This is a genomic window from Allobosea sp. 05L423 (assembly GCF_056397745.1).
In genome coordinates this window covers 581,755-596,664 of record NZ_JBFTOA010000001.1, presented here as the reverse complement: position 1 = coordinate 596,664, position 14,910 = coordinate 581,755, and the positions used below count along the sequence as shown (strand labels likewise).

General features: G+C 61.3%; 23 protein-coding genes. 11 read left to right on the top strand and 12 right to left on the bottom strand.

Annotation, left to right across the window (positions count from 1 at the left end; genetic code table 11):
* Window positions 1-45 precede the first annotated feature (45 nt).
* The 5 genes from AC1DNE_RS03025 (at window position 46) to AC1DNE_RS03005 (ending at window position 2,833) form a co-directional block, all read left to right on the top strand.
* Window positions 46-876 (top strand): phosphoadenosine phosphosulfate reductase domain-containing protein, encoded by an 831-nt coding sequence (locus tag AC1DNE_RS03025; RefSeq protein ID WP_476766858.1) that lies wholly within the window; start codon window positions 46-48, stop codon window positions 874-876.
* 2 nt (window positions 877-878) lie between these two features.
* Window positions 879-1,355 (top strand): hypothetical protein, encoded by a 477-nt coding sequence (locus AC1DNE_RS03020; RefSeq protein ID WP_476766859.1) that lies wholly within the window; start codon window positions 879-881, stop codon window positions 1,353-1,355.
* On the top strand, window positions 1,352-1,588 hold the full coding sequence (locus AC1DNE_RS03015) for a hypothetical protein (protein ID WP_476766860.1): 237 nt from the start codon (window positions 1,352-1,354) through the stop codon (window positions 1,586-1,588). The genes AC1DNE_RS03020 and AC1DNE_RS03015 overlap by 4 nt, the downstream gene beginning before the upstream one ends.
* Window positions 1,585-2,067 carry a hypothetical protein gene (locus AC1DNE_RS03010; RefSeq protein WP_476766861.1) on the top strand — a complete coding sequence of 161 codons (483 nt, stop codon included), beginning with the start codon at window positions 1,585-1,587 and terminating at the stop codon, window positions 2,065-2,067. The genes AC1DNE_RS03015 and AC1DNE_RS03010 overlap by 4 nt, the downstream gene beginning before the upstream one ends.
* A 520-nt stretch (window positions 2,068-2,587) precedes the next feature.
* A complete protein-coding gene (locus AC1DNE_RS03005) occupies window positions 2,588-2,833 on the top strand; it encodes a hypothetical protein (RefSeq protein WP_476766862.1) in 246 nt (81 codons plus the stop codon).
* A gap of 209 nt (window positions 2,834-3,042) precedes the next feature.
* Here AC1DNE_RS03005 and AC1DNE_RS03000 read toward each other — a convergent pair whose 3' ends face one another.
* Window positions 3,043-3,405 carry a hypothetical protein gene (locus AC1DNE_RS03000; protein ID WP_441471596.1) on the bottom strand — a complete coding sequence of 121 codons (363 nt, stop codon included), beginning with the start codon at window positions 3,403-3,405 and terminating at the stop codon, window positions 3,043-3,045.
* Window positions 3,406-3,724: 319 nt separating this feature from the next.
* Here AC1DNE_RS03000 and AC1DNE_RS02995 point away from each other — a divergent pair, with 319 nt between their 5' ends.
* Window positions 3,725-3,907 (top strand): hypothetical protein, encoded by a 183-nt coding sequence (locus AC1DNE_RS02995; protein WP_441471595.1) that lies wholly within the window; start codon window positions 3,725-3,727, stop codon window positions 3,905-3,907.
* 37 nt (window positions 3,908-3,944) lie between these two features.
* Entirely contained in the window at window positions 3,945-4,394 is a 450-nt protein-coding gene (locus AC1DNE_RS02990) for an NUDIX domain-containing protein (protein ID WP_441471594.1), read from the top strand.
* A gap of 273 nt (window positions 4,395-4,667) precedes the next feature.
* Here the strand turns inward: AC1DNE_RS02990 and AC1DNE_RS02985 are convergent, their stop codons facing one another.
* From AC1DNE_RS02985 to AC1DNE_RS02960, 6 genes are all read right to left on the bottom strand, one after another.
* Entirely contained in the window at window positions 4,668-4,832 is a 165-nt protein-coding gene (locus AC1DNE_RS02985) for a hypothetical protein (protein WP_441471593.1), read from the bottom strand.
* 182 nt (window positions 4,833-5,014) lie between these two features.
* Window positions 5,015-5,773 carry an SOS response-associated peptidase family protein gene (locus AC1DNE_RS02980; RefSeq protein WP_441471592.1) on the bottom strand — a complete coding sequence of 253 codons (759 nt, stop codon included), beginning with the start codon at window positions 5,771-5,773 and terminating at the stop codon, window positions 5,015-5,017.
* A gap of 42 nt (window positions 5,774-5,815) precedes the next feature.
* The gene (locus tag AC1DNE_RS02975; protein ID WP_441473978.1) at window positions 5,816-6,037 is read right to left on the bottom strand and encodes a hypothetical protein; all 222 of its coding nucleotides are present in this window, start codon (window positions 6,035-6,037) and stop codon (window positions 5,816-5,818) included.
* A 57-nt stretch (window positions 6,038-6,094) separates the two neighbouring features.
* The gene (locus AC1DNE_RS02970; RefSeq protein WP_441473979.1) at window positions 6,095-6,304 is read right to left on the bottom strand and encodes a hypothetical protein; all 210 of its coding nucleotides are present in this window, start codon (window positions 6,302-6,304) and stop codon (window positions 6,095-6,097) included.
* Between the two features lie 869 nt (window positions 6,305-7,173).
* Window positions 7,174-7,449 (bottom strand): type II toxin-antitoxin system HicB family antitoxin, encoded by a 276-nt coding sequence (locus AC1DNE_RS02965; RefSeq protein ID WP_441473981.1) that lies wholly within the window; start codon window positions 7,447-7,449, stop codon window positions 7,174-7,176.
* 239 nt (window positions 7,450-7,688) lie between these two features.
* Window positions 7,689-8,726 carry a hypothetical protein gene (locus AC1DNE_RS02960; protein WP_476767369.1) on the bottom strand — a complete coding sequence of 346 codons (1,038 nt, stop codon included), beginning with the start codon at window positions 8,724-8,726 and terminating at the stop codon, window positions 7,689-7,691.
* Between the two features lie 276 nt (window positions 8,727-9,002).
* Between AC1DNE_RS02960 and AC1DNE_RS02955 the strand changes: the two genes are divergently transcribed.
* Window positions 9,003-9,245 (top strand): hypothetical protein, encoded by a 243-nt coding sequence (locus AC1DNE_RS02955; protein WP_441473983.1) that lies wholly within the window; start codon window positions 9,003-9,005, stop codon window positions 9,243-9,245.
* A 324-nt stretch (window positions 9,246-9,569) separates the two neighbouring features.
* Here the strand turns inward: AC1DNE_RS02955 and ku (AC1DNE_RS02950) are convergent, their stop codons facing one another.
* A complete protein-coding gene (gene ku / locus AC1DNE_RS02950; RefSeq protein WP_476804193.1) occupies window positions 9,570-10,391 on the bottom strand; it encodes a non-homologous end joining protein Ku in 822 nt (273 codons plus the stop codon).
* A 122-nt stretch (window positions 10,392-10,513) separates the two neighbouring features.
* Here ku (AC1DNE_RS02950) and ku (AC1DNE_RS02945) point away from each other — a divergent pair, with 122 nt between their 5' ends.
* From ku (AC1DNE_RS02945) to AC1DNE_RS02935, 3 genes are all read left to right on the top strand, one after another.
* Window positions 10,514-11,314 carry a non-homologous end joining protein Ku gene (gene ku, locus AC1DNE_RS02945; RefSeq protein WP_441473987.1) on the top strand — a complete coding sequence of 267 codons (801 nt, stop codon included), beginning with the start codon at window positions 10,514-10,516 and terminating at the stop codon, window positions 11,312-11,314.
* 211 nt (window positions 11,315-11,525) lie between these two features.
* Window positions 11,526-11,864 (top strand): DUF7696 family protein, encoded by a 339-nt coding sequence (locus tag AC1DNE_RS02940; RefSeq protein WP_476767370.1) that lies wholly within the window; start codon window positions 11,526-11,528, stop codon window positions 11,862-11,864.
* Between the two features lie 668 nt (window positions 11,865-12,532).
* The gene (locus AC1DNE_RS02935; RefSeq protein ID WP_441469518.1) at window positions 12,533-12,913 is read left to right on the top strand and encodes an SHOCT domain-containing protein; all 381 of its coding nucleotides are present in this window, start codon (window positions 12,533-12,535) and stop codon (window positions 12,911-12,913) included.
* 183 nt (window positions 12,914-13,096) lie between these two features.
* On the opposite strand, the gene AC1DNE_RS02930 is transcribed toward AC1DNE_RS02935, so the two are convergent.
* From AC1DNE_RS02930 to AC1DNE_RS02915, 4 genes are read right to left on the bottom strand one after another with little or no spacing between them, the layout of a single operon-like run.
* Window positions 13,097-13,435: a hypothetical protein gene (locus tag AC1DNE_RS02930; RefSeq protein ID WP_476765426.1), complete on the bottom strand. Its 339-nt coding sequence runs from the start codon at window positions 13,433-13,435 to the stop codon at window positions 13,097-13,099.
* 28 nt (window positions 13,436-13,463) lie between these two features.
* On the bottom strand, window positions 13,464-13,637 hold the full coding sequence (locus tag AC1DNE_RS02925) for a Pam3-gp28 family putative phage holin (protein ID WP_476765427.1): 174 nt from the start codon (window positions 13,635-13,637) through the stop codon (window positions 13,464-13,466).
* Window positions 13,638-13,663: 26 nt separating this feature from the next.
* A complete protein-coding gene (locus AC1DNE_RS02920; RefSeq protein ID WP_476765428.1) occupies window positions 13,664-14,026 on the bottom strand; it encodes a hypothetical protein in 363 nt (120 codons plus the stop codon).
* 47 nt (window positions 14,027-14,073) lie between these two features.
* Complete coding sequence (locus AC1DNE_RS02915; RefSeq protein ID WP_476765429.1) at window positions 14,074-14,874, bottom strand: peptidoglycan-binding protein; 801 nt, start codon at window positions 14,872-14,874, stop codon at window positions 14,074-14,076.
* Between the last annotated feature and the right edge of the window lie 36 nt (window positions 14,875-14,910).

Below are 14,910 nucleotides of genomic sequence, written 5' to 3'. Positions count from 1 at the left end.
TGCCACAAAAAAAGATCCAGGGACGGAACAGAGGGAGGCGGGCGTATGATCGTCTCGGCTCAAACCGAACTCCCCGGTATCCGGCACAATTCCGGCGCGCTCCGGTTCGTCCTCAGGTCAAGCTACGGCAATGACAGTGTCGCCCTGATCCAGTGGGCGCACGAGCAACAACTTGATGGCGTCACGGTCCTCTACAGCGATACCGGCTGGGCGCGCCGTTGGTGGCAGACCGAACGTGTCCCGCAGCTTGAGGATTGGGTGCGGTCTCTCGGCTTCACAGCCGCTCGCACCAAGTCCCCCGGCATGGAAAGGATCGTTCGCGATCATAAAGGCTGGCCGATGCGGCTGGCCCAGTTCTGCACGACTGAACTGAAGATCCGGCCATCGATGGCGTGGCTGGAGGAGAACGACCCTGATCGGCGCGCCGTCATCCTTGTTGGGCTTCGCCGAGAGGAAAGCGAGCACAGACGGAACGCCCCACACTATCGGCTCAATAGCCCCAACGACGGCGGACGGACCATGATTGCGCCGCTGGTTGAGATGAACGAAGACCAGCGTAACGATCTGCTTGCACGAGCTGGCGTCGAGCCCTTGGCGCATCGCTCGGAAGAGTGCCGCTGCATAAATTCGAGCAAGGCCGATATCCGCCGATACGACGAAGCTGACATCGCCGAAATCGAGCGGATCGAGAAGGAGCTTGGATTCACGTCGAAGGGCAAGCCTCGGACGATGTTCCGCCCGAACAAATTCCGCGGCGCGACCGGCATCAGACAGATCGTCGATTGGTCCAACTCGCCGCACGGCAAATACGAAGCCCCTCAACCCGATGAAGAAAGCGCCACTGGCTGCGGCCTAGGCGAATGGTGCGGATCGTGAGCATGACCCCTCTCTCACCCCCCGCCGCGCAGGGGACGGTGGCCGGCTGGAAGCTGGTGCCCATCGAGCCGACCGAAGCGATGATGAACGCAGCGCCTGCGTCGCACGCGTCTGCCTTCCAAGCGATCTGGCCGAAGATTTGCGGTGACATCTATCGCGCCATGCTCGCAGCAGCCCCTTCCCCTGAAGCCTTGCCGGCGAGCGGGGTGGAGGCGACCCTGTCCGATCCGATCGCAGTCCACCGCAACATGCTGGCCGGGGCCATCGCCAAGCCGAGCCTCATGAACCTCGCTCATCTCTACCCCGAGGTTCAGCAGATGCGGCAGGCGCTCATGGCGACGCTGAAGCACTTCCGCCGGCCAACATCGGCAGAGCACCAGACGCGCGATCAGGTCATGGCCGCTCTCGCGCTATTCGACGACCCGCCGATGATCCCCGCCGCCCTTACCTCTGCCCCAGTGCAGGAGGATCGGACATGAGCATCGAACCGAAGCGACCCGCCAGCATAGACGGGCACCTCCAAATCACGATGGGGCATCACCCTGAGAAGGGGTGGATCGTTGCTGCCCCGATCATCGCAAACGGCAGTGAAATACTATGCGCAAGCCGGGACGAGGCAAAAATACTCCGTGATGCACTGCTAGCAGCCTACGCTCTCGGCAATAACGACCTGCGTTCCGAAATCTCGAACCTGCTGAGGCCCCGCCCATGACCACGACCAACGACGCCCCAGCGCCGGCTCCGAGCGGGAGCCGAGAGGCGGAACTCGTTCGTGCGGCCTCCGCGTTGCTCAACAATCTCTGGCAGGAGACGTGGTCGCACGAACGGACGCACGAAGAGAACTGGAAAGCTTTCGACCGCAAGTTCCCCGGTGTGAAGTGGTTGCGCGATGCGAGAGACGCCTCCCTCGCCAGCGACGCCACCCCCGCAACCTCTGCGGAGACCGGGGCGAGCGTGGGGGTGAAGGAGCTGGAGTGGCACCGCGTCACATACGGCTGGCTGGCTTTTGAGGAGTGGTATCGCATCGAGGACAACGGCACGAATTGGTCGACCGATCGATATTGGCTTTACGAGCGCGGAGAGCGTCTCGGGAAATTCGGCTCTCTGGAAGCTGCGCAAGCCGCAATGCAGGTGCGCCATGATGCCCGCATCCGCTCTGCGCTCGCCTCGGAGGGCCGCTCCGATGGGTAAGCTGACGAAGGCGCAACTGGCGTGCTTGGCCGCCTGCCCTGATTGGTCCGCACCTTACGAGGTCACATGGCGCCGGCACGACCCGCGGCGCGAGATAACGGCTCAGCCGAATGCCGCGGCGAGCACAGCGGCCGATCACGGCATTCCGAGAGCACCCGAGCTGCTGGGCGATCTGCGATGCGCTGAATTCGCGGGCGAGCTGGGCAAGGCTGTGGTCGCTTACGGTCGACCAGTCGAAAACCGCGCTCATGCCTGGTCTCCGAAGGACGGATGCTCGTGGGTCTGGCGGACGAAGGCCGGAACGCCGGCTTCGTCTCCGTCGCCCTGGTCCTTCGCCGCCCGCTCACACTCACCGCAGTGCTTGGAGCCGTAGCTGCCGCAGGCGTCCGGTCGCAGGGAGAGTGAGATGGGAGTGATGCCAGCCGTTTGAATTTTACACGGCGCAGTGGCGCATTGCTTCAAACTTCGGGGTTACAGTCATTGGGTAACCGCGCCCCGCCACTTCCTGAGGATTGCATCTATGACTGACAATGCCGAAACCCGCCCTGCTGATGCTTTGGATGACCAGGATCTCGAAGCCGTCAATGGCGGGGTCTCCGCTTCGAGCATAATGACCACCGTCTTTCGCATCGCCAGTGCCGTCGTACCTGCTGTGATACAGTCAGCTCAATCCAAGGGCATGGAGCCCCGTGCTCAGGGAATTGTCAGCGCGTCTCCCAACCCGTCTCAGGGCATCGCTTCCGGACTCACCGGCCAGGATCGTTGAACGCATTTCCGGATGCCGGGGGCACCCATGATCCGCGCCAACGGCTTCACCATCGCCCTTGCCTTCATGGCGCTGGTCTTCGTCGCGGTCTATGGATGGCTGAGCGGGGCTTGGCGGTGATCAGACGAGCTTGCCGCAGTCGGCTGAACAGGCCAGTCCACCGGCCTTGCCCGTTGAGCCTGCGGTTCCAGGCGAGCGGCAGGCTAGGGTTATCGTCTTGCAATCAGGAGTGTTAAACGTCCGCGGGGGCTGGTCTCTGCCGATAGAACATTCGTTGGCGACAACTGCTTTGCCCGAAGCGCGGAGACAATGCTCGGTACAGCCTCAATCGCACTCCTAAGTTTCTGAAGTTCGGCCTCACCCTTCTCCGCAACACGACGATGGATCTGCACTTGCTTCGCCTTCGGCAGCAAGCTGATGTCAACAATTGCGATTGGTTGGCTTTTCAGGGAGCCAGATGGGCTTGTAGGGTCAGGCAGCTGCCGTTCCAGCGACGATTCATTCAATTCCTGCGCGCTGGCGCCGACCACGGCGAGAGTGAGGCCAGCCACTACGAGCGTGAGTGCATGCATTAGGCCGACCTCCGTGTGTATCGACCGCATGGTACGATTCCACGCGGCAGCTCATGACTGAGCCGGGTCGTTTCAAAAGCGGGAAAATCTCGCGGCCTACCTGGCGGGATGATGGCCACCCTTCGCCAGCAACACGCGCATTAGGTACGCGCGGCAAGGGAGCATTGCGCCTTTTAGCGGAGGGAAGCGAATCCGGCTGGCTCACAACTCCGTTAGTTCTGGGCCCTCCGAGCCAAGCTGCCGTCGAACGTTTAGTGGAGTGGTGGAACCCTTTTTCGAACTACCCGTTCACCGACAGGGGGCAATACCGGAGGCTCTCATGCGGGACGGACAAGGCAATAAGCTTTCACCCGAAGAACAGCAGAAAATACGCTCGATACAGGGCGCACCAGGTCGGGATTCAGTCAGCGGCATTTCGATCGATCCGAACGCCGGCAAGGACACCAGTAAAGAACCACAGGCGAAGCCTGTCGAGAAACCGGCCGCCGGCCCTGGAGAATAGGGTTTTCTCCAGCGTAGACCGGGGTGGAGGTTAAGAGATGCCTGATCCCGACTATGAAGCCAAATATGGCAGGGGCCCTCACCTAACGGCCGATGCGGTGGTTTTTCGCGGAGACGAAGTCGCCCTGATCCGCCGCAAGAAGGGCGGCCACTGGGCCCTTCCCGGTGGCTTTCTTGACCAAGGCGAGACCTTCGGAGCTTGCGCCTTACGCGAATTCGAGGAGGAGGCCGGAGTGAACCTCCAGGCTTCGCCGGGTCTGATTATCGCCACCTACCCGCCTATTGCCTTCGATGCGATCGACCGCGATCCGCGGAGCCGCATCATCTCGGGAGCAGTCCTTTTTGAACTCTCGTTGGACCACGGCCGGCCACCTCTCCAAGCCGGCGACGACGCCGTCGCTGCTGAGTGGTTCGCGGGGAATGACATCCCTGCCCTCTACGCAGACCACAACAGCATTATCAGGGTGTTGAAGGCCACGTATCTCTAATTTGGCCATTTCACCGGTGGCGGCACTGTCCGCCGAACTGTGCTTGAAATGCGCGAGCATGGCGTTCGTCGGAAAAACTCACTTGCACGCTTCCTGAAGGGGGGTCCATTTTGATCCGCGCTTGGTGAGGAATATTCCACTCCACGAGCCACCTACCAACTTCGAATAACTGCTCGTTTAGCGTGGCCGGATCCAACGGGAGATCCACGCGAAAGTATCCCTCGGGGCCGACTTTAGTCGTGATCGATATCGAGCCTTGCGACATCATCGAAGTCAGCCGTTTTCGCCCTCAAAGGCCATCACAGCAAGGGCTGATGCACCCGCGACGACGAGCCAGATGGCGTCCCCCATCCACGTCGCTGGAATCGTCGGAGACGCGACAACCGTCGTGATGCCCGCTACTGAAAACAACGTCGATAGAAACGAAAAACGCCACATTTCCGCCTCCATTTTTGGAGGCGCTAACGTTTGGCAATGGCGCCGGTTCCATCGAAAATTGGGCGAGGGCCACGAACATGTCGGGGCACGCCTTCGTTTCCAAGCACCGACCCTGCCAACGTTCAGGATACGACGGCGCGTTCGCTACCGTCCGCAAAGCTCTGCGTCGCGGCGGAGGGCCGTCAGATCAAGAAGGCCTGCGCCGGCCGCTCAACCTCCGGGTCTCCGCCATCCGTTTTCATACCGCGGGCTACGATGCTCAACGAGCCATCCGGCAACGGTCGCTGCAGCGCCCACGCCTGTTCCCACGGCGCCGTCATCCAGGTTTCGCACTCCTCCGGTGTCGTGAGGATGACCGGCATCGCCTTGGGATGGATCGCCTTCACCTCGGCATTCGGATCGGTGGTGAGGAAGGCATAGAGATCGGCCGTCACCTCACCCTCCTTGACCTTCCGCACACTCCGCCATTGAGGCGTCCACACCCCGGCGAAGAACGCGGTTGGGCGCTCCTCCCCGAACGCGAACCAGATGTCGCCGCCAGCGTCCTTGTTGAATTCGGAGAAGGATGTGAACGGCACCAGGCAGCGATGCCCGACCCCCAGAAATTTCTGCCAGTGCGAGTATTTCGTATCCCGGATGTTCGTGTTGCCGGCGCTCGGCTCCATGCGGATCATCTGAGCCATGTCGACGGCCTTGCCCTTCGCCGCGAGTTTGTCTGCCCGCAGCTTCGCCGCTTTCTCGATGACGAAGAATGGAGACGGCATGCCCCAGCGCGCCATGGCGAGCTCAGGGAGGCCACCGCCCACCGGATTGCGGATCACAGGAGCGGTATAGTCGGGGAAGATGCCGGGTTGCTGGACAATCTGCGCCGCAACGTCGAACCGGGCGAACAGCTTGCGCATCGCCTCGACGTTTCGCGTGTGGCTGTAGAGATTACACATCGTCACCGCCAACCCTGCGCCTGCGCTGGTCGTTCGGCTGTTTCATTGGTCATTCGGGTTCGCGAACAGGCCGCGCTCCCTGTGAGAACAGCCCGCGCAGATACCCGCGCGAGACGGAACGATCGGCGTCGGCGAGCAGAACGTTGAAATCGTGCAGAACTGCCCGTAGCGCGGCCGCTCGCTGCCATGCTCAGCGACAAGATCGTTGATTTCGCACTCAATTTCATTCGCCAAGTCGGGTTCTGGTGCGGGTTCGGGTGACATGGCTTGCGTCCTCGAGTATGAGAACATAATGAGAACAAACCGCGCCTAGGAGTCAAGCTATGAACGTCGACACCTTCTTCCTTCAGCCCTTCCAAGACGCATCGGAAGAAGCTCGTCCCGGCGCAGCGCGTCCCGGCGAAAACCAAGCATCACGCGCTGAACGAAGGGGAGCGGCTCGGGCGCTCTGCAGAGGGCGTCGCCGTCGTCCATGTCGTCGCGGATGATGAGACAGGTGAAGTTGCGTCGATCGACGTCCTCGCGCGTCACGGGGCCATCCCGGAGGAATTCGAGGAGCAGATCCGAGCGCTATGAAGCGAAATCCGCGCCGCGCCTACGACAAGGACGGGAAGGAGATCCAGCCGGCGACGGTCGGATCGGAACGCGCCCGCGGATGCAAGCTGGCTGAGGTCTGGTGCAACGACTGTGTTCGCTATGCTGAGGTCAGCCTGTACGGGCTGCCTGACGATCTGCCGATCCCGGACATCTGCCTGCGTTATCGCTGCTCCAAGTGCGGCGGCAAAAATCTCTCGTCTCGCGGGAGCATAAGCGAACACTACGAGAAGGCCCAGGAGAGCCGGGGCAAGTCGATGCGGAGCCCGCCGGCAATCGTGGCGATCGGAACAGCCGCCTCCCGCCGCAGTTGAATCGTTGGCAATAGCGTTGTGTGAGGTTTGCGATGGTTGCGTTGCGAAAACCTGCAGGGCCGTCGGCGCGCCGGCCCATGCCACCTAAGCGCGAACTCTATCGGGAGCGCTGCCAGGATGAGTATGGCAACCACTATATCGTCATTGTCTGGCGCGAGTGGCCCGGCCTCCTAACGACATCCTACACGCTCAAGGACGGCACGCCGGTTCACTATGAAGACGAGTGCAGCTTCTCGCTTCCATCGGGAAAAATGATAACCCGGTGCGAGGACTAGGCCGCGCCAGGTGTGCGGCTCAGCGTCCGGTTTGACGATAGGACTCAAGGTTGGCCCTGTGGCCTCGAGTTGGTCCACCGCGTGATCAGCACCACCGCGGGTGCGCAAGTCGGAAGCCGCATCGGCGTCCGAAAACGGAGCGCAGCCGGCAGTGAAAGCACGAGCTGGGAAGCGGCAAGGAAGGTATGGACCGGTTCCTTGAAACGGTTTGCCGGCGCTAGCCCCATAGTTTCAATGGCACAGCAACAAACACAGCACCGCGCCGGCGTGCTGCTCTGACGTCACGATCGGCCTGAATTTCCTGAAGAGCACGAGCCGGGGGCAAGTGCTCGCCATGAGCCAGGGTCTCAGCGGCCCATTCGCGCAGGCACGTTCGCGCCGATGCGACGCATTCGTCCAGCGTCCTACCGGCGGAGATGGCACCTGGAACGTCGGGAAACCATCCGCCGTAAAGCGTTTGAGGTTCTTTTTCGATGACGGCTACAAAATGCATACCTCAGCGTCCCGATCTGGGAATTCTTGCGGTGAATCTATCCTGAAAACCATGCGATCAGCCGATCTCGATCTCTGAAGCTCGACGAGAAATCACGCCTAAAGAAACGAAATCGGAGGCGGAAACGCTCCTCATCGTAGCGAGTTCCGTCGAATTTCGTGGGTCATTGAAAATCGTCGTTGCCAGCAGGTCCACTGCCGACGTCTTAACGGCCGAGCCCAGTCAACTTGCGACCAGCCTCAGCGCAATGCCGGGGCATCCGGCCCTGCTGTCTTTGACAACAGGAGCGCCTTTGCGCTGCGCGCTGGCGCATCAGTCGCTGAAAACGGTTTGGTCGCTTGAAGGGCTACCAGATCAGCCAGCTCTGCCGCAGAAGCCGCTTCCATATTCGATGCCGTACGTGGATCGCGGTCCATCGAATACGCCCATTTGATAGCTGCAGTTCGGCTGTCAACCAAGCGCGCGATGATGCGGAACGTGTCGCCGGACTGACGAACACTGCCTTCGAGAATGTATCGAGGCACGATTGGGTCACCGAGCGATGCAGTCGATACACCGGTCGGCCCGCCCTTACCGAAGACCTTTAGTCGCTTCAGCTGTGAGAGGCGATTCAGAACTTCCTCGGAAAGCGCTGCGGCGAATGTTACGCATTCCGACGACGCTGACAGACTAGCGAAGGGCTTTACGATCACCTCCGGGTCAACCATCTTTTCGGAAGTCGATGGCTGCGCAGCCGATTGCAGGGGCATCGCCTGCATGACAACGGTCAGGCTCAGTGCCAACGCGAGAAACAGAGCGCAGGCCAAAGACCAAGGATGGTTGGCGAGTGCCGCAAGCCCGATGCCTCTGCTTTGGATGGTTACCTTTAGCGGCTCAGTCTGAAACTGCTGCCGCGGCGTTGCATGCTGCCAGCGGAATGTCGGAACGTAGCTTCCCTTTGCCACCTCGATAACGACCGGATCCCGTTTCCCGTCGAGCAAATAATACCGTTCCAAAGCGCGCCTCAGGCGGGCTGCCTCAATCCGCACAACTGGGTCGTTCATTGCGTCGAAGTCTTCACATCGGCCAAACACAGCAATCGCAATCGTGTAGGCTTTCAGTTGGCGCTGTCGCCCGCAAAGCGTCTCATCGACAATGAATTGGAGAAACGCCGTGATGCGTTCCGGGACAATGAAATCCTTGCTTCCGGCGATACGATCCAGCTGAGACCTGACTGCATCGGCACCGGGAAACGCAGTGACTGCGCCATCGTGGCTTGACTGTTCTGAAGCTTCCACGACCGCCTCCAAGAACGCAAGGCGCAACAAAACTGACAGTCTGAACGCTACGGTAGCCCCATCCAGGGTTGAACGCCAACGCCAAATCCCACTGGAGGCGATCCAGTTCTGCCCTCCAATAAAGCCGCATGCGCGCCCTCCCCTCGGGGCCTCGACGCGGAGTTCATGGATGGGATTGCATTTCCCCGCTGCGAAGGCGCGAAAACCTAGACATCAAGGACAATATTTGCGGGTCCAAAGAGGGATTAACTTACGCCTTTGATCGCAGCGGTCGCTATGACGCCAGAACAGAAATCAGGGCTAGCGCGGCTGATGCTCCGCTGGCCCGAGCGGCGGGGCGAGCTTGAGCGAGCCGCCCACGGTTCGATTCTCGACCTCTATGAAAGCTACGAGCTAGCGTCGCTCGCTCACATCCGGTGGTCTCAGAAAGCGGAACCGGCGGCGGTAGTTATCGCGGCAGACTATCGGCGCATCCTGATCGAACTTGAACACGACATCGCGGCCGCCCTCGCCGGATAGCGGGAAAAGACGCCGAGCCACACACGCCATGGGAGGGGAAAGACGGCAGCTCGGCGCCACGCCGCATCGAAGGCGCTTCAAGAGCTTGGCTGCAAATGATGAACGATGGGCAATGTCGGCGTTCACCCAAAACAGCAAACCCCGCCACGGCGGTGGCGGGGTTCACTTGGGCCTCCAGCCCATTGCTCGAGCTGAGATCGAGCACCTCTCTCAATCCGGCTTGAGAACGCGACCTAGCGACGTTAGTTCCAGAGTGAAAGGCTCCTGACTCGACGAAGCGGGATCGACTGGCGGAAATTTCCGGACCCGAACGAGGCTGGCAGGCTAAGCTGCTTTCCGCGACGCTTTGCGCTTTACGGGCGGAGGGGCAGCCTGACCGGCGCTGGCGCGCAAGGCCGCCATCAGATCGACGACCTTGGGCTGCTTGGCCTTCTTCGCGACCGGAAGCGCCTTGCCGGCGAGCTTCGCCTTCACTAGTTCAGCGACCGCGGCCTCATAGCGATCATCGAAGGTTGACGGGTCGAACGTTCCGCGTTTGGTGTCGATGATGTGCTTGGCGAGATCCAGCATCTCCTTCTGGATCTTCAGCTTCGGGATGCCGTCGAAGGCTTCCGATGCCGAACGCACCTCATAGTCGAAGTTGAGAGTATGGGCGACGAGGCCGAGCCCCTGGGCTCGGATCAGCAGTGCGCGATAGCGGCGAAACAGCACAGCGTGCGCGAGGGCGCCGACCTTGCTGGCCCGAAGCGCTTCCCTGATCACGGCGAAGGCATCATCGGCAATCTTGCCGTCCGGCGCCAGGTAATAGGGCTTGTCGAAATAGATCGTGTCGATGTCGCCACAGGGGATGAAGGCGGCGACGGCAAGGGTTTTGTTGCTCTCTGGAACCGCCTTTGCGATTTCCTCGGGCTCAACCTCGACGTAGCGGTCCTTGTCGATCTCGAAGCCCTTAATCTGGTGTTCGCGATCGACTGGCTCATCCGTGACTGGATCGACGAACTCGCGGCGCACCCGATGACCGGTGTCGCGATTGATCGTGTGGAACGAAATGCGCTCCGATGTGCTGGCCCCGGTATAGAGCGCAACCGGACAACTGATCTCGCCGAACTTCAGATAGCCTTTCCAGTTCGCACGCGCCGCGACCATGACACTCACCCCATACGCAACAACACGATTCAATGCCGGGCCGCCGCGCATGTTCCCGCCTCGCGGAACTGATTCGTTTGCCCGGCATTGAGTCCGCAGTTTCGTTGCCGGAGTTGCGTTGCATGGCTGAACGGACCTATTGGAAGGGCTATCTCAAACTGTCGCTGGTGACCTGCCCGGTCGCGATGTCGCCGGCGACGTCGGAAAGCGAGAAGGTCCGGTTCCACACACTGAACCGCGAAACCGGCAACCGGATCGTCAGCCGCTACGTTGACGCCGACAGCGGCAAACCCGTCAAGCCCGATCACCAGGCTAAGGGCTACGAGGCCGAAGCCGGCCGCTTCGTCGTCATAGAGGATGAGGAGCTTGAGGCCGTCCGGCTCGACACCGTCCGCACGATCGACATCGACAAGTTCGTGCCGCGCGACTCGATCCCGTGGCTCTACCTCGATAGTCCCCATTACTTGGTGCCGGACGGCGATGTCGGCGAAGAAGCCTTCTCGGTGATCCGCGACGCTATGGCCGCGTCAAAGATGGCCGGCATCTCTCGCGTCGTTCTGTATCGCCGGGAGCGCGCGGTCATGCTCGAAGCCCGCGACCGCGGCATCGTGCTCTGGACGCTGCGCTACGGCGACGAGGTCCGCGATGAGAAGGCGTATTTCTCCGGTATTGAGCAGGAGAAGCCTGAACCCGAACTGCTCGATCTGGCGCAGAAATTCATCAAGTCGAAGACCGCAGACTGGTCGCCGGAGATGGTCAAGGATCCGGTGCAGGAACACCTGCTTAAGTTGATCGCGTCGAAGAAGCGCCGGAAGGGCGCGCGGGTTTCTGCCACTCGCGAGGACGGGCGGCCGGCGAATGTCATCAACCTCTTCGACGCACTGAAGAAGAGCCTCCAGGCCGACAAGTCGCTTCGGAGCTAATCGCCATGGTCACAGCGCAAACCTCCATATTCCCGGTACGCCGGACCTACAGCAGCAGGCGAGAACTCTATCGAGAGCCCTGCCAGGACGATGAAGGTAACCGCTACACGGTGATCGCTTGGCAGAACAAGCCGGGGCTCTCGACCGTCTCATACTCGCTGGAGGACGGGACACCTCTCCACTACGAAGATGAGCGCTGCTTCGCCCTTCCATGGGGAAAATTGATCACCCGGTGCCTGTACTGACGGCTCAGACCATTTCGGACAGCACGGGAATCTGTCACGGCCGGCGCATGTCCTATCCGCCTGACAACCCGCCCATGAAGTTCTCCGTCCTCTTCGGCCGCGAGGTTTCGACCTGGTCGAACGAGTGGCAGCACGAATGTGAAGTTCGCTACCTCGCCGGGATGAAGCTCGCCGATCGCAATGAAGTCCTCGATGGCGTGAAGGACGGCTCCAAGGGCATCAAAGGCCACCGCGGCGACAAAGCTGTGGCCTACCTCCGTGCTGAGATCGACCGCTATGCGGCGCTAAAGGCGAAGGCCGGGTAAAGCGCAATAACCATCGGCCAGCACTTTCGCTCACGATCAAGAACATGATCGACCTGCTCTGGTTGACGCTGCAAATCGTTGACGCTGCAAATCGTCGACCTGCTTGCTCGCATCAGCTGAAACGAAAAAGGCCCCGCCAGTCGAAGCCAGCGGGGCCGAAATCAGGAAGCCGGCCTGGACGGCCCCCTGCCGCTTCGAGAGGGGACCAGAATCGCCTTTGAGGGAAATCATCGGCGCTCGAAAGCGGCAGGCGACTGCGACGACACGCGCGCCGGATACCTCTTCTGCGATATTTCAGAGATCGATCCCGCCGAGCTCTTCTACCGGCTGCGCGTGATATGCGATGACGGCAAGCAGATACTTGTCGCCGTGATGCATTCCAGCGATCGGTATCTCGCGGTCACAGGGCGGGAAAGCCCTGAGGCAGCCTGAACAGCAAAAGGCCCCTCCAGCCGGAGCGGACGGGGCCGTGTCTGAACTGATGCTGTCAAATTTGCTGCGGTAGTGGGATCGGAAGCACCCTGCCCGACTGCATCAAAAGGCCGCTTTGGGACGCAGCGTCACGAAGCGGGATTCTCTGCAGATTGGCCTCATCGTGGGCCTGGACTAATGCCGTCTCTGACGTCGCACGACTGCTGCAGCACCGCAGTTCGCTTAGGAGATGATCAATGCTATTCGAGGGCGGTTTTACGTTTGCGAATTTTGTCGTCGACGCATTCGCTGTTTTTATGTTTATCCTCTGGTTCTGGCTCTTCATAACCGTAGCGAGCGACCTCTTTCGGCGTCACGACGTATCTGGCCTGAGCAAAGTCCTTTGGATCATCGCGCTAATCGTATTGCCTTACTTTGGTGTGTTCGCGTACTTGCTTACTCAGGGACGAGGCATGGCCGAGCGTAACTTAGAGCGAGCGCAGCATGCACGCGAGGAACTTCGGAAGGTCGTCGGCTTTAGCGCTGCCGACGAGATTGAGAAGCTCATCAAGTTGAAGGCAGCGGGGACCATAACTGAAGCTGAATACGCGAGCCTGAGGCGCCAGCTCGTTTCCTGACGTTCGGCATCTAGCAGCGGTCGGTGAACGGTTTTCGGTTGGCGCTTTGGTCGTAGCTTACGCCGTCGAAGCGAAAAGGCCCGGCCCCCTTTCGGAGACCGGGCCAAGGTTAGGGAGGAAACGTCCGAAGGCAGCCGGTTAGGCCGGCAAGTCCATCTTGCGGCGTTCAGCCGCTCGAGTTCCTCATGGGCTTCGACCTGATCCTCGGACGAAGCTAACAAGCAGGTCCCAGCGATCTCCCAGCCAGACGAACGCTCCCACAGCGATTGGAGCGACCCAAATCAGGAAGCGACCTAGCCGACCGCCGACGCGGGCGAGCATGACGCCGTTGCGGATGATCGCTGTATCGGTCTTGAGCCCAGCCACACTCGTTCTGAGGCGGGTGATATCGGAGCGCATCTCCGTCATGGCCTCGCCACGCTGCGAGCCTTGGTCGAGCAGGAGGTCGATTTTCTCGGTGAGGACGTCGATCGTGCCTTTCAGCCCGTCGACGCGCTCCTCGAGGGCGGTGATGCGCTCCAAGGCGCTACGCTGGCCGGCCATGCCTATGTCAGGCCGCCCGTTTGCGGTTCCAGAAGGCCCACCACGCTACGCCGGCCAGCGAGAGCACCGCGCCGGTTGCCGTCGCGGCCATCTCCTCAGTGAGGATGCCCTTCGAGACCAGCGCGCCGGCGCCAATCTGGAGGAGGATGCGCAGGAGCTGCTGTGCAGAATCCCAGTTCATATCGATCTCCGTGGTTCTGAGATGGATCATCCGCGCTTGGCGGCCTCGATCGCCGCATAGGCGGCAGCGAGAGAGGTGATCGCGGTGGCGACACTGTTCGGAGGCGAAGCACAGAAGGTCGCGACGACGATGCGAGCATCCTTCGCGGCCTGCTGAGCCTTCTCGGGAGCCAGGAGACCGACGGCGAGCGCGGCCGTCTGCACCTCTCCGCAGTAGGTCGCGAGCTTGGCGCTGATCTTCTCGATCTGCGGATCAATTTTGGTCTCGCCGACGATGGCGCCGACGCCGGTGGCGATCTGCCCCCAGCCGGTGGCCGAGGTCTGAGAGGTCTGGCAGCCGGCGAGCGCCAGCGCGCCCAGGGCGACGAGCGCCAGGACGGTACGTTTCATGATGGTGCTCCGATGTGAGGGAAGCGGCGAACCCGGCCGCTGCGGGATCAGGGTCGAGCTGCTGCGATCGCCGCCATGAACTGCTGGTAGAAGCCGGCGATCTCTTCCCAGTGGTCGGTGATGTTGACCGTACGGCGCGCGTTCATCAGGTCGTCAGGGCCGCCTGTTGGCAGGTAGAAGGCCAAGCCCCTGCCCTGCCCGTTCCAGCGGCCGTCCAGCAGGCCGACAAACATCAGCTCGGCGGCGAAGACAGGATCCAGGGCGCGATCAGGATCTGCCGCGATCCCCTCGCGATCGTAGTTGTCGAACCACGTGAGCTGGACGATGCCGCGCCCGTAGTAGACATGGCCCCACGGTCCGGCCGGCTTCGAATAGCCCTTGTTCGGATAGTGCTTGGCGACATAGGCGCGAGCTTCGGCATCGGACTTCTTGAAGCCCTCGCGCACCGGCACCATGCCGGCGCCGACCTCGCGGCGCGCAGTCGCCAGACCATAGGCCAGCGTCTTGTCGCGACCGTCGCCGGTCTTCGCGAAGCCGTCGAGAATGCCCTCGATGCCCTTGACCTGACCGGCGGACAGCGACGTGCCGAACATCGGCGCCTTGCCGGATCGTAGGAAGCCAAAGAACTTCGAACGGTCGATGTCTACGGCCGGCTTCGAATGCGGCTTGTCCGCGATAGCCGCCATCAGCGCGGCCTCGGTCCTTGGCCCGACGATGCCGTCGACATGCAGGCCGTGCGAAATCTGGAACGCCTGAACGGCCGCCTTCGTCTTCGGGCCAGGCTTGCCGTCCACACCAAGCGAATAGCCGAGCGCGACCAGCGCCCGCTGAACTGCGGTCGTGTCCATGAAATGCTCCAGATGTGAAAAAGCCCGCGCGAGGCT